The organism is Lwoffella lincolnii (assembly GCF_002014765.1).
GTDB classification, from domain to species: domain Bacteria; phylum Pseudomonadota; class Gammaproteobacteria; order Pseudomonadales; family Moraxellaceae; genus Psychrobacter; species Psychrobacter lincolnii.
The window spans coordinates 270,680-284,277 of the sequence record NZ_MUYT01000001.1; the positions used below are offsets into that span (position 1 = coordinate 270,680).

General features: G+C 42.4%; 11 protein-coding genes. 5 read left to right on the plus strand and 6 right to left on the minus strand.

The window, feature by feature from the left end; genetic code table 11:
- The first annotated feature begins 71 nt into the window (after positions 1–71).
- The 4 genes from glmM to B0682_RS01295 all read left to right on the plus strand — a co-directional run bounded on the left by glmM (position 72) and on the right by B0682_RS01295 (position 4,401).
- On the plus strand, positions 72–1,490 hold the full coding sequence (gene glmM / locus B0682_RS01280; RefSeq protein ID WP_078306282.1) for a phosphoglucosamine mutase: 1,419 nt from the start codon (positions 72–74) through the stop codon (positions 1,488–1,490).
- Between the two features lie 54 nt (positions 1,491–1,544).
- Positions 1,545–2,204, plus strand: a complete 660-nt coding sequence (pdxH, locus tag B0682_RS01285; RefSeq protein ID WP_205760085.1) for a pyridoxamine 5'-phosphate oxidase — start codon at positions 1,545–1,547, stop codon at positions 2,202–2,204.
- A gap of 15 nt (positions 2,205–2,219) precedes the next feature.
- Positions 2,220–3,239 carry an RluA family pseudouridine synthase gene (locus B0682_RS01290; RefSeq protein WP_078306284.1) on the plus strand — a complete coding sequence of 340 codons (1,020 nt, stop codon included), beginning with the start codon at positions 2,220–2,222 and terminating at the stop codon, positions 3,237–3,239.
- Positions 3,240–3,318: 79 nt separating this feature from the next.
- Entirely contained in the window at positions 3,319–4,401 is a 1,083-nt protein-coding gene (locus B0682_RS01295) for a purine nucleoside phosphorylase YfiH/LACC1 family protein (RefSeq protein ID WP_078306285.1), read from the plus strand.
- 50 nt (positions 4,402–4,451) lie between these two features.
- Here the strand turns inward: B0682_RS01295 and xseB are convergent, their stop codons facing one another.
- Positions 4,452–4,691 carry an exodeoxyribonuclease VII small subunit gene (gene xseB, locus B0682_RS01300; RefSeq protein WP_078306286.1) on the minus strand — a complete coding sequence of 80 codons (240 nt, stop codon included), beginning with the start codon at positions 4,689–4,691 and terminating at the stop codon, positions 4,452–4,454.
- Positions 4,692–4,730: 39 nt separating this feature from the next.
- The gene (gene xseA / locus B0682_RS01305) at positions 4,731–6,221 is read right to left on the minus strand and encodes an exodeoxyribonuclease VII large subunit (RefSeq protein ID WP_078306317.1); all 1,491 of its coding nucleotides are present in this window, start codon (positions 6,219–6,221) and stop codon (positions 4,731–4,733) included.
- 108 nt (positions 6,222–6,329) lie between these two features.
- Between xseA and B0682_RS01310 the strand changes: the two genes are divergently transcribed.
- The gene (locus B0682_RS01310; RefSeq protein WP_158077836.1) at positions 6,330–6,995 is read left to right on the plus strand and encodes a 4'-phosphopantetheinyl transferase family protein; all 666 of its coding nucleotides are present in this window, start codon (positions 6,330–6,332) and stop codon (positions 6,993–6,995) included.
- Positions 6,996–7,093: 98 nt separating this feature from the next.
- Here B0682_RS01310 and B0682_RS01315 read toward each other — a convergent pair whose 3' ends face one another.
- From B0682_RS01315 to B0682_RS01330, 4 genes are all read right to left on the minus strand, one after another.
- Entirely contained in the window at positions 7,094–7,906 is an 813-nt protein-coding gene (locus B0682_RS01315) for a hypothetical protein (protein ID WP_078306287.1), read from the minus strand.
- A 300-nt stretch (positions 7,907–8,206) separates the two neighbouring features.
- Positions 8,207–10,534, minus strand: a complete 2,328-nt coding sequence (locus tag B0682_RS01320; protein ID WP_078306288.1) for an NADP-dependent malic enzyme — start codon at positions 10,532–10,534, stop codon at positions 8,207–8,209.
- A 186-nt stretch (positions 10,535–10,720) separates the two neighbouring features.
- Entirely contained in the window at positions 10,721–12,247 is a 1,527-nt protein-coding gene (locus B0682_RS01325) for a protein adenylyltransferase SelO (protein ID WP_078306289.1), read from the minus strand.
- On the minus strand, positions 12,247–13,449 hold the full coding sequence (locus B0682_RS01330; RefSeq protein ID WP_078306290.1) for an acyl-CoA desaturase: 1,203 nt from the start codon (positions 13,447–13,449) through the stop codon (positions 12,247–12,249). Before B0682_RS01330 ends, B0682_RS01325 begins: the two co-directional genes overlap by 1 nt.
- Between the last annotated feature and the right edge of the window lie 149 nt (positions 13,450–13,598).

A 13,598-nucleotide genomic window follows, 5' to 3' on the forward strand; every position in this document is an offset into this window, starting at 1 on the left:
TGGCAAAAAGACGTTTATCCTAAGTAATAGAAAACTAAGTGGTAGAAAACTAAGCAGCAGGAGATGGGCAGATGAGTTATTTTGGCACTGATGGTATTCGTGGTCGCTTTGGTGTGTTTCCCATCACCCCTGATTTTGTGATGGCGTTAGGTTATGTGACAGGTCAAGTATTGGTTGAACAAAATGGTCATCATGACAACCATGGTGATAAGCATGGCAATAAGATTCCCAGCGTGTTGATTGGTAAAGACACACGGCTATCAGGTTATGTGATAGAAGCGGCATTGCAAGCAGGATTTAATGCTGCTGGGGTGGATGTGTATATGCTAGGACCATTGCCCACACCTGCCATTGCCCATCTGACTCACAGCTTTCATGCTGATATTGGGGTGGTGATTTCTGCATCGCATAATTCGTTTGAAGACAATGGCATCAAGTTTTTTTCAAGTGAAGGAAAAAAGATATCTGATGACATGCAAGAGAACATCAATGCCAAACTTGATGCCTTAATGCAACAACAAGCCCAGTTTTATACACAGTTGGGCTTGGCATCTTTGCCATCAGTATTTATCAGCACAGATGCCAAATCATTAGGAAAAAACCACCGCATTGACGATGCTAAAGGGCGTTATATCGAATATTGCAAAGGCACATTCCCTTATCAATTAAGCTTGGATAATTTGACCATTGTGGTGGATTGTGCCAATGGCGCAGGGTATGGCGTTGCTCCCAGAGTATTCAGAGAGCTTGGGGCAAGGGTTGTTGCCATTCATCATGAGCCAAATGGCGTTAATATCAACGCTGATTGTGGTTCAACTCACCCCAAAAGCCTACAAGAGCAAGTGCTGGCACACAAAGCAGATGTTGGTATCGCCTTAGATGGTGATGGCGACCGCATCATCATGGTTGACCACACAGGATCGGTGGTAGATGGTGATGGCATCTTGTATGTTTTAGCACTTCAAGGTGATGACAAGCCTGATGGGGTGGTTGGTACATTGATGACCAACATGGCATTGGCGGTGGCATTGGCAGAGCAGGGCATTGAGTTTATCCGTGCTAAGGTGGGTGATCGCTATGTATCACAAGAGCTTGAAGCACGTGGTTGGCAGTTGGGGGGAGAAAGCTCAGGGCATATTATTTGCTTGGATAAAAGCAGCACAGGAGATGCCTTGGTGGCTGCCTTACAAGTACTGGCATTGATGGTGGCACAAGATAAATCACTGGCTCAGTTGCTAGAAGGCTTTAAACCATGGCCACAAATTTTGGTCAATGTTAGACCAGAACACATACAAGACCCATATCAATCACCAACGTTAGTGAATCGATTTGATCAAGCAAATAAACAGTTGGCTGGGCGTGGTCGTCTGCTTATTCGCAAATCAGGTACAGAACCCATCATTCGAGTGATGGTTGAATCTGATGATGAAATAGAATGCGATGTGCTGGCAAATGAGCTGGCAGAGTTGATTAAAACAGAACTGGCATGACACACATGCAGTACACACACCATAACACACATCACAATGAGGATGATAATGACCATGGATTTTTCAGAACAACGCTTGTCTTACGAACAAGGACAACTTGATGAAACCAGCTTACCAAACGATGCCAAGGCATTGTTTGAAGGCTGGATAAAACACGCCATTGATGCCAAGGTTGCTGAGCCGTACGCCATGAGCCTAGCAACTTGTGGTACTGATGGCAAACCTGCAGTACGCATCGTGTTATTGCGTGAAATAAAACAGACAACAGATGGCTTTGCTTTGGTATTTTATACCAATTATGACAGTGCAAAGGGCATTGATTTGACCCAAAATCCCAATGCTGAAGCCTTGTTTTTTTGGCAAAGTCAAGAAAGGCAAGTACGTCTGTCTGGTCAAGTCAGTAAATTAGATGTCGATAAATCACAAAAGTATTTTCATAAACGCCCAATTGATAGCCAAATAGCCGCTTGGGTTAGCAACCCACAGAGCGGACAAGTCAGTAATAGACAAGTCATGGAAGATAAATTTGAGCAATTAAAGCAACAACATGCAGATGATGATGTCATTGCCATGCCATCTTTTTGGGGTGGCTATCAATTAGATGTCAGCGAAGTTGAGTTTTGGCAAGGTCGAGCCAATCGAATGCACGACCGCATCGTTTATCGTAAAAAAGATAACGGACAAGGATATGATGTCCATCGTTTGTTGCCTTAAAGTCATGGTGATGAGATGACGATGACAGAAGAAGAACTTGAATTTTTATCTGACCGTCATTCTTTGGCCGTCGCTCAAGCATGCCACCCACCCATCACAGGACGGCATGAAGTTGATGCCAATACCGTTGGCATGCGTTTGGATAAAGCGGCGGCATTGGTCTTTTCGGAACATTCAAGGGCACAGCTACAAAACTGGATAGCTTCTGGTGAATTGACAGTCAATGCACAGATTAAGAAAAGCAAATACCGCTTAAGCTTAGGTGATGAACTGCTACTAAATGCCAGCGTACAAGAGCATGGCGATGACTTACCAGAAGATTTGCCGATTGATGTGGTGTATGAAGATGACAGCGTGCTTGTGGTTAATAAACCTGTTGGTATGGTGGTGCACCCAGGTGCGGGCAATTGGACAGGCACATTGGTCAATGCGTTGCTGTTTCATTATCCTGATTTTGCCCCATTGCCCAGAGCGGGGTTGGTGCATCGTATCGATAAAGACACATCAGGTCTGTTGATGATTGCCAAAACCAAATATGCTCAACAACATCTGACCGACCAGCTTAAAGATAAAAGCCTTTATCGCCATTATCAATGTGTGGTGGTAGGCGATGCTCAGCACCTATCACGCCATCGCATCATAGACGAACCCATCGCCCGTCACCCCACCGTTCGCACCAAGATGAGCGTGCAAGCACATGGCAAAGAGGCCCAAACGCATATTGTTACCATCACTAAACTTAACGAATGCCATAGTCTGCTTGATGTTGAGCTAAAAACAGGGCGTACCCATCAAATTCGTGTGCATTTAAGTCATATTGGCTGTCCGTTGGTGGGTGATTCGCTCTATGGCTCACGTAACCAGTTGCGAGCCAGTCTCAGCCCCATTCAAAGGCAAGCAATCAAAGATTTCCCAAGACAAGCCTTGCATGCTTACGAGTTGGGTTTTTTACACCCAAAAAGTGGTCAACTCATTAAAGTTACTGTACCACCACCCCAAGACATGCAAGCGTTGATTAACACTCTAAAGGAGTGATGTGTGTGTTTGGTTTATCTCTTTGCCACCATGTAATCTCCATCATGTCATCTGTAAGACGAATCCGTGAGACATCAACATGCAACCATCACCTTATTTTAAGCCTGATTTTAAACCTTGGCGAGTCATTCATCAAGACAACGACATCATGGTGGTGCAGACCCTTGCAAAAAACAACACAGATACAGATAATACACTTGTTTTAAATGATGCGATGATTGCTGATGACGCACCATATGGGGCGTTTAATCTTGGGTTACATGTGCAAGATGATGCCAATAAGGTATTGGCAAATCGAGCGTATTTATTGGCAAATTTGAGCCAACAATCCACCAATGTCAGTATCAATGTCAATATTAATGTCAATGATAAGCCCACCACCAATGGTGATAATGTCATTCACCGAATTCATTGGCTAAATCAGGTACATGGCAATGCCATCATTGATGGTGATGAACAGATGTTATCCATCAAAGCTCCCAATGCTGATGCCTTGTTTAGCCGTAATAAAGGCGTGGCATTAGCCATCATGACCGCTGATTGTGTGCCGATTTGTCTGCACTTTGTTGATTTGGGTATGATTGCTTGCATTCATGCAGGCTGGCAGGGCTTGGCAAATGGCATTATTAAAAAAACCATCAACACTGTTTTGCAATCAGCCAAAGCCTTACAATCAGCCACAAACAATCAGCAACCATCTAACCATTCTTGTCCAAACCCTGCTGGGCTAACAATAAAGGCATTTATGGGAGCATGTATCGGTGGACAAAACTATGAAGTGGGCATTGACTTAGCTCACAAGCTTGTCAGCCAAAGTTTGGCACACCATGCCGATTTATCCAGCGAACACATAAGTCATGCAAACAACAATGTACATAACAACGCACATAATAGCATCGTAAAAAATCACAATGCTGACAACAAACTATTTAATCTAATCACTCAGGCACATGCTCAACCCCAAAAGACTTGGCTGAATATCCAAGCACTCGCCATTTGGCAACTCGAGCAAATCGGTAGGCAAGCTCAAATTAACATACAGTTATACAACCGCCAAGCACCTTGTGGCTATGCTGATGATGCCTATTATTCACACCGTAGAGCCACGCACATGGGGCAGAAGCACACTGGCAGAATGGCCATGTTGATTGTCAGATGTTGATGTGTTTATTGTTGTTATCTATTATTGTTATCTGTCATTTTTATTTATCGTTATTTATCGTTGTCATCTGGGGAAAATGCACTGTCCAAGGCTTGTTGTACAGATTCTATCCGATTTTGACAAACCTTATAAGCCGTGATGGACTCTTCCACGATTGTCATCAGATTATCGATGTCTGGTTCTTGTTGAGTTTGTAGTAAAGTCGCATTGGTTTGTAAAATATCGTAAGCATCTTTGAAGGTTTTTGGGCCATTTTTGCGTTTACGAGTTGGGCTTGTGGTTTGTTTCATGGGAGTTCCTTTAATGGAATTTTTTATATGGGATTACCTTTATGATGGGGATATGATGGTGGCATTTGCTTGCCCATCTTTAAATTCTAACTGAATCTGCTGACCGAGATTTAAGTTTTTAACCGTACTGATTGCTTTGCCATGGTGGTCTTTGATAAGCACATAGCCTTTCTCTAACACTCGCTTAGGGTGTTGTGTTAATATCATCTGTTGTTGGTGTTGCGTTTGTTTTTTAGCAGTTGCTAACTGCCAGTATGCTGATTGTTTGACCTGTAAAAGCTGTTGGTCAGCTTGGTTGGAAGTGGATTTTAAGTCATAAAAAGCATGTTGTTTCACCTGATTGATATGAGCATCACACCGTTGATGAACTTGGTGGATTGCAACGTGTGACTGTCTTTTAACCAACTGCAAATAAGACACGCATTGGGTTTTGGCAATGGCAGTTTGTTGCATACTGGCAGATTTGATGTGCATCATTTGTGTGTGATTCAGCGTATGAGCCAAAGAGGTCAAGCGGTTAGCAGTGGTTTGTATGTTGATGAATGCTTGCTGAGCTTGATTCGTGATGGTTTGTAGCTGGTTGATGATGCCAGTAATCACTTTAGATGGGGTATCAAAACGACGCTGTGCCACATCATCTAAGATGACTCGGTCTCGTGCATGACCGATTCCCACCCAGACAGGCACAGGTAACTTTGCAACCAATACCGCAAGCTCATAGTCATTAAGATACGCCAAATCCCCCACCGAACCACCACCACGAATGATGACCACAACATCAGGTCGAGAAGTTAACTGTCTAAATGCCAATGTGATGGCTTCTTGGATTTCTTTGGGAGCATGATTGCCTTGAAAGGTGGCATGATAATAATGGAACTGGCATACGCCATGCTGTTCTAATAAATCAGACTCTTTGCGAAAATCTCCCAAACCTGCTGCATCTTGGGGAGCGATGACCAACACATGTTGAATATCAAAAGGCTTGGGGATTTTTTGATTGGCATGTAGTAAATTTTCATTGTCCAAACGTTCAATCATGGCGGTATATTGCCTTGCCAAATCACCCAACGTATAATTAGGGTCAATGTCATCTATGTTTAAAGAAAAACCATATAGACGATGAAAATTGGCAGCCACTTTGAGCATGACGCTAAGATTGGCAGTCAGCTCTGACCCTGTGGCATGACGAAATTTGTCCAATACCCCACTTGCTTGATAACGCCATAAGGTGGCTCGGCAACTTGCCACAACGCTACCATCATCTGACTTTTCTGCCAGTTCAAAATAGTAATGCCCAGACTTTGACGACAGATTGCGGATTTCTGCTTTGACCCATACTTTATGATTAAACGTGTGGCTAAGCACCATGGAGACAGCAGACAGATAGTCAGATAAATTAAGTACCGTGTCATCAAACTCATCATCAGACTTATGTTTGGCTTGTTCTGTTTCGGATATGGATAATGTTTGCTGAAGCAAATCAGATTGATGCGAATCAGATTGATATGAGTCAGGTTGGTCATCAGTCATGGCATTGATTATGGGTTTTAATATTATGGGTTTTAATAATGTGTGGGGCAATGTGTGAGGGTGTGTCCTTCATGTTATTCATTTTACTTTAATTTAATGAGAATTGCATTGTTTGGGTTAAAAAATCAACATCTCTTTTATCATGATGCGGTTTGGTTTGGGCAGGCACAATTTTATCTGCATAAAGAACATCAAAATAAAAAGCATCAAAAGGCTGATAAAAAATTCATACAAAGCCAAGCAGTCAGAGAATTACTGACCAAGTTATTGGCTTATTATCACATTCACACACAACTCAATGACAGCAACTATCCTTATCGATTAGACGATGGTAAATGGGTGTCTTTTAGTCACAGTAAAGCGTATGTGGCAGTTGTGGTGTCTAATGAGCCAGTGGGAATAGACATAGAGAAAAATCCTGTTAGCATCAAGGTGGCAGAGCGATTTTTTTGCCAAGATGAGTGTGATTACCTAACAACGTTGCCAAAGCATCAAAGTGATGCTTGTTGTAAATTATTATGGCAAATAAAAGAATGTTTGATAAAAATTGAGCAAATAAGTTTGATAGATGGGTTAAAGATAAATGTGTTAGATGCCATATTATCAGCAAATAGTCAATCCGATGGTTTAAATCACCTTGTTTGTAAGCAGCCCATAAAGTTGGAAATCAAAGGGTATGGCAGTTATCATTTTTATTGCCATCAGCTTAATGATTTGCAATTTAGCGACTTGCCATTTAACGATTTGGTTATCTTGCTGAAACCAACATCATGAAATAAATAAAAAAGAACACAAACATAAAAGCTGAGCAATTTTGCTCACCTTTTATGTTTTGCTGTATTTTACGATATTTTTTAAGTGTTGCTTAATGCTTAGAAGCGATAAGTCACACCAACTTTAGCGATTGGGTACCACTTAAGATCAGTCTTGACACTATTTGTAATTTTATTTTCAAGTTCTTGCTTAGCATTTTCGATTGCTTGAGCTTGTGCTACATTCTGGCCATCTTTTGTGGTTTGTTTGACGGTACCAGTTACCTTGGTAGTGGATTTAAAATCACCCATATAAGCTGCACCCACTTCAGCAAATGCACCCCAACGATCGCCGATATTAGGACGGAAACCAAGAGTGGCATAAGGGGCTAGGCGGTTTTTATTTTTAGCACGTACTTCAATGGCAGCTTCATCGCTAAGAGTAAATTTATTTTTATTATTATCAAAACTGATAGAATTGTCAGTGCCAGTAGATTCTGAAGTTACTTTAATATTAAGCTCATTTTTAGGCACCATTACCCCTGTACCCACGGTAAAGGAATTTTTGAATGGACGCATTTGTACGGCTAAGTAAGGGTTGCTATATTTAACTTTATAGTCTAATTTACCTTTAAAATCACCATAGCCTTCACCCAAAACTTTATCATAATTAATCCAAGAGTCGTTGGCGTTTAGTTTGGTATCACCCTTAAGGTCCATACCACTCCAACCTGCTTGTAGCTCGGTTGATTCATTCACACCCCAAGCAATATTAGCACCATAACCTAATGTGCCAATCTCAGCACTGATGGCGGCTGGGTGTGTGGCAGTTTGGAAAAAATTAGTGGCACTTTCGCCCACTTGTATGGCAGCCATAGAAGAAGTAGATGCCAATACAGCAGCAGCGATGGCAGAATAAGAAAGTACTTTCATATTAAGTCCTTAACGTTGAAAAATCAGTCACCAAAAGTAACTGTTGGTGATGTTTTGATGATAATTAGAAATGTATGATGATGCCAGTTAGCATGCCCCTAGCATCATCCATAAAATCTATAAATTCATTAACCTTGAAATATTATGTCATATTTTAGCGGTCATGTGCAAAGTTAATTGTTAACTTTTCCGTTTAAATGTAACCAAATCTCAAAATTATGTAATCTAATGTAGTCATGCTCCTGTTGTTGGGTGAAGTGAATGCCGTTAAATCGATGCAATTAAAATTACCCAATGCACTTAGCCCTGTTCATTTTGCGTTTGTGCTTGATGCACTGCCAATGCTGTCATGTTGACAATACGACGAGCGGTTGCTGATGGTGTTAGGATATGCACAGGTTTGTTTGCCCCCAGTAAGATGGGTCCAATGGCGGCACTGTTTGTGGCGGCTTTTAGTAAGTTAAACGCAATGTTGGCAGCATCCAGTGATGGCATGATAAGTAAATTGGCTGAGCCTTTGAGTGTAGTGAATGGGAATTCTTGTTGACGTAAGACTTCATTAAGTGCTGAGTCGCCGTGCATTTCACCATCAAACTCAAAATCCACATTCATGCGTGTTAAGATGTCATGAGCGTTACGCATCTTACAAGCATCTTGTTTGTCTGATGTGCCAAAGTTAGAGTGAGACAAAAGTGCCACACGAGGTGTGATGCCAAAGCGTCGCATTTCTTGGGCTGCTAAGATGCTCATCTCAGCAATCTGTTCAGCCGTGGGATTTTCGTGAATGTATGGGTCAGCAATAAAAATGGTGCGGTCTTGCATCAATACCGCTGACATCGAATAAAAATCATTGACGTCTTCTTTTTTACCAATGACATTTTTGATGTAAGACAGATGTAGTCCATAATGGCCAAACGTCCCACAAATTAGACCGTCTGCATCGCCTTTTTCTACCAATAATGCTCCGATAAGGGTGGTTTTGCGACGCACATCACGGCGAGCAAGCTCAATGCTGACCCCACGTCGTTGATTGTTTTTATAATAAAATTGCCAGTAGTCATTGTAGCGTGGGTCGCTGTTGGGATTGACAATTTCTAAATGCTGGTCTTTTTGTAGTCGTAAGCCCAATTTATTGATGCGGTCAATAATCACTTCTGGCCGCCCCACTAAAATTGGCTTGGCAATGCCTTCATCTACCACCACTTGTACGGCACGCAACACATTGATGTCTTCACCTTCGCTAAAGACAATGCGTTTGGGAGCGGTTTTTGCTTTAGCAAACACAGGTTTCATGATTAAAGCTGAGTTGTAGACAAATTCAGACAGCTTTTGCCGATAGGCGTTAAAATCTTCGATGGGCAGTGTTGCCACGCCTGAATCCATGGCGGCTTTGGCAACCGCAGGGGCAATTTCAAGAATTAGGTTGGGTTCAAGTGGTCCTGGAATCAGATACTCTTTGCCAAAGCTTTTTAGTTTATCGACCTCTTTTTTAGCATAATTGGTTGGCGTTGCTTCGACATGAGCCATGGCAGCAATGGCTTTTACGCAAGCAATTTTCATCTCTTCGTTGATTGTTGTTGCTCCCACGTCCAATGCCCCACGGAAAATATAAGGGAAGCATAAGGCATTATTGACTTGGTTGGGATAATCAGAGCGACCTGTTGCCATGATGACATCAGGGCGAGCAGCGTGGGCTTCTTCGGGCATGATTTCAGGATTTGGGTTAGCTAGGGCAAAGATAATGGGGTCTTTTGCCATGCGTTTAACCATATCTTGGGTTAAGATGCCTGCCATGGACAAGCCTAAAAACATGTCTGTGCCATCGATGATGTCATTAATGGTTTTGGCATCTGTGGCTCTGGCATAGCGTTGTTTTGACGGGTCTAGATTGTCACGATCTGTGCTGATGATGCCCCTTGAGTCGGCAACATAGATGTTATTTTTATTGACACCCAATGCACACATCAGGTCAAGACATGAAATGGCAGCTGCTCCTGCACCAGAACAAACCACGGTGATGTCTTCGATGCGTTTGTTGGTCAGTATCAAGGCATTGAGTAGGGCAGCGCCTACGATAATCGATGTGCCGTGTTGGTCATCATGGAACACAGGAATGTTCATGCGTTCTCTGAGCTCTTTTTCGATTTTAAAGCATTCTGGGGCTTTGATGTCTTCTAGGTTGATGCCGCCAAAGGTTGGTTCAAGTGCTGCCACCGCTTCGATGAATTTATCAGGGTCATTTTGAGCAATTTCAATGTCGAATACGTCAATGCCAGCAAATTTTTTAAACAACACACCTTTGCCTTCCATGACAGGTTTAGACGCCAATGCGCCTATGTTGCCCAAACCCAAAACGGCAGTGCCATTGGTGATGACACCAACAAGGTTGGCACGTGCGGTGTATTTGGCTGCCATCTTGGGGTTTTTTTCGATTTCTAAACAGGGGACGGCGACCCCTGGAGAATATGCCAATGCCAAATCACGTTGGTTGGCAATTTGTTTGGTTGGGGTAACTGAGATTTTACCAGGCCTTGGGTGTTGGTGATAGTGTAGGGCGGATTGTTCTAAACTTTGTTGGTCAACCGCCTGTGTGGTATCGGCATGGGTGGTGTAGGTGGTGTTGCTCATAAGCTGTCTGTTATCCGTTAATGTGGTGAGTGTGAATGGAGTAAAAAATAATGTGTTAAAGTGTTAAAGTATTAAAGTTAAAGTATTAAAGTCATAAGGTGTTGAAGTTAAGTTAATAAGTTAAGTTGTATTTTTTAAAAACTGATAAAAACATTCTATCATTATATGGTTGCCATTGGCTATAGGTTAAGATGAACAGCTCAACGCCACCGGTCTTTGTCCCTTTGGTAAGACCAACAGGTCGGTATCACAAGCAAAGCCATGCTCATCAAATGGTTTGGCAAGCAAATGATACAGTCTGTCAACTTCGCTAAAATCTTGGGCTTTTGCTTGTGTGATGGCACGTTCTAGCATGCCATTACGCACAATGTACAAAGGATTTGTGTTGCTAAGTTGATTGATGGTTTTTGTTTCGTCTGTTATTGCCGTCAGATAACGCTGTCGCCAAGCCTGCCATGTGATTTTTGCAGTGGCACTCAACTGTTTTTCAAATTGTTGTGATAAAAATTGGTGGACACCGCTTGCCCCATCAAACAATCCTAACAGACCACGAAAGCTGTTATTATAATCCAACTGGTTTTGATGAATCAGCATCACAAAATCACGTGCCAGTTCATCATGGTTATTTTTATGGCCATTATCATGGCTGGTTGCGTTGGTCAAATCCTGCTCTAACCTGTGATTTAAACCCAAACCCAAACGCTGACACATCAGATGACGATATTTGGTGATGAATTCTTTTTCAAACTGCCCTAACGCCATGTCCAGCTTAGCTCGAGACAGACTTTGCACACTGCCCACACGGTAACGCAATAAATGTGGCAATGTGGTTTGTAAGTTCCACAAAGCCATGCTTGGTTGATTGGCATGGGTGTATCGCCCAAAGCTGTCAGAATGGTTGCTAATCCAGTGGGGGTCTAGTCGTTCCATAAAGGCATAAGGGCCAAAGTCTATCGTTGCTCCTGTTAAAGATAAATTATCGGTATTCATTACCCCATGAATAAAGCCGTAAGCTTGCCAATACGCCATCAGTTGGGCAGTTTTGCGAATGATTTGCTCGGTCATCGCCAAAATAGGCAGTGGGGCATCTTGACAATCAGAAAAATAAGTCTGCATGACATGGTCAATAAATCCATCAAACAAATCAGGGGCATAACTTGCCACCCATTCAAGATGCCCAAGCCGTATATGACAATCCGCCACTCGCATCAAGGCAGCAGCGGTCTCAACCTGCTCACGATACACTGGCAAATCAGAGCTGACAAAGCCCAACGCATTTGATGACGCAATGCCCAAATGAGTGAGGGCATGACCACCCAGATATTCTCGAATGGTACTGCGTAATACCGCACGACCATCACCCATGCGTGAATAAGGGGTACGCCCCACACCTTTAAGATGTAAGTCTGTCAGCTTACCATGATTGTCGATGACTTGAGCCATCAGTAAGCCACGTCCATCACCAAGTTGACCTGCCCAATGTCCAAATTGATGCCCAGCATACGCCATGGCAAGGGGGGCAAAGCCGTCTGGTATGTGTTGCCCTGCGATGATGTCCACCCAATTTGTCATTAAATTGACATCTTGAGACCAGCCAATATGCTCTGCCACTTGATGATTAAAATGCCCAATGACTGGATTGGGCAAAGGATTGGGGGCTTGACGATGATAAAGTCTTTGGTCTAGCTGATTGTATTGGTTGCAAAATTGCATCAGACCGATACTCGATATAATTGTTTAAGCACACTTTCTAACTGCTGACTGTGGGCATAAATTTTTTGTTCGATTTGCTTGTATTGATCTTTAAGTGCTTCATCTACTTCATGCAACCGTTCTGAGAATTCATTTTTTTTCATTTCAATGCTTTTCTTTTTTAATGCTTGCCATTCTTCGACCGTGGCATTAAAGGCATGATACTCATTGGTAATTTTGGTTTTGATGTTATCAAAGTCCATTAAATTAATATTCATGCTGGTGATTTTGTCCATACGAGCATTGGCACGAGTAAACTGCATCTGAACTTCAGCATGTTTGATGGTGGCATCATCAACGGTGCGTAAATCATTGGCTAAGCCAACTTTTGATAGTGCCAAAATTAACCACTTGGTTGGGTCGTATTGCCACCATTTAACGCCATTACGGTAGTCGTATTGAAAGTAGTGATGATAGTTATGATAACCTTCCCCCCAGGTAAAAATTGCCAACACAAAGTTATCACGAGCGGTGTTACTGTCGGTATAAGGGCGTGAGCCAAACATGTGGCATAAAGAATTGATAAAAAAAGTAAAATGATGCGTCAATACCAAGCGTAGCAAGCCTGCAATAATCAATGTGCCTGCAATATCACCAATCAACCAACCCACCAGTGTCATGATACCGATGTTGGTTAGTAATACCCAAATGCCATAGTATTTGTGCTGAATTTGTAATATTGGGTCTTTGAGTAAGTCGGGAATGTTTTTATAATCAAACTGTCCGCTGGGGTAATTTTTTAACATCCAACCAATGTGGCTAAACCAAAAACCACGGCGAGCAGAGTAGGGGTCTTTGTGTTCATCATCGACATGGCGGTGATGTGTACGATGTCCAGAACACCAGTCAAATGCCGAACTTTGCACCGCAAAAGTTGCTCCCAAAAGCAAAAAATATTTAACCATGGGGTGAGCGGTATAAGCACGGTGAGCTAACAAACGGTGATAGCCTGCGGTGATGCTCAAACCTGTCCATGCCATCATAAAGGCAAATAGCCACCAAACTGATGCGTTAAATTGATGTGTCCATAGATACCAAGGTACTAAAATCAGTGCCAGTAAAGGTGTGCTGACCAATATCACAGCAGGTATCCAGTTGATAGAAGCGTGGGTAAAATCATGTTCATGTTGGTTGGCGGTATCATGTTTACGGTGTGTGCTCATGGGAGATGTTCCTTAATCATCAATCATTTATCAAATATTCATCAATCAATCATCGTGCAATGTCATGATTTTAAATAACTGAGCTTATTTTACTAAAAATATTAATTCTAGTGAACACTTGTAACGCATTATTTTTATCCTCCGTTGCC

Coding starts and splice junctions, on each gene's coding strand:
- glmM (WP_078306282.1), top strand. CDS start 72: ATGAGTTATTTTGGCACTGATGGTATTCGTGGTCGCTTTGGTGTGTTT.
- pdxH (WP_205760085.1), top strand. CDS start 1,545: ATGGATTTTTCAGAACAACGCTTGTCTTACGAACAAGGACAACTTGAT.
- B0682_RS01290 (WP_078306284.1), top strand. CDS start 2,220: ATGACGATGACAGAAGAAGAACTTGAATTTTTATCTGACCGTCATTCT.
- B0682_RS01295 (WP_078306285.1), top strand. CDS start 3,319: ATGCAACCATCACCTTATTTTAAGCCTGATTTTAAACCTTGGCGAGTC.
- xseB (WP_078306286.1), bottom strand. CDS start 4,691: ATGAAACAAACCACAAGCCCAACTCGTAAACGCAAAAATGGCCCAAAA.
- xseA (WP_078306317.1), bottom strand. CDS start 6,221: ATGACTGATGACCAACCTGACTCATATCAATCTGATTCGCATCAATCT.
- B0682_RS01315 (WP_078306287.1), bottom strand. CDS start 7,906: ATGAAAGTACTTTCTTATTCTGCCATCGCTGCTGCTGTATTGGCATCT.
- B0682_RS01320 (WP_078306288.1), bottom strand. CDS start 10,534: ATGAGCAACACCACCTACACCACCCATGCCGATACCACACAGGCGGTT.
- B0682_RS01325 (WP_078306289.1), bottom strand. CDS start 12,247: ATGCAATTTTGCAACCAATACAATCAGCTAGACCAAAGACTTTATCAT.
- B0682_RS01330 (WP_078306290.1), bottom strand. CDS start 13,449: ATGAGCACACACCGTAAACATGATACCGCCAACCAACATGAACATGAT.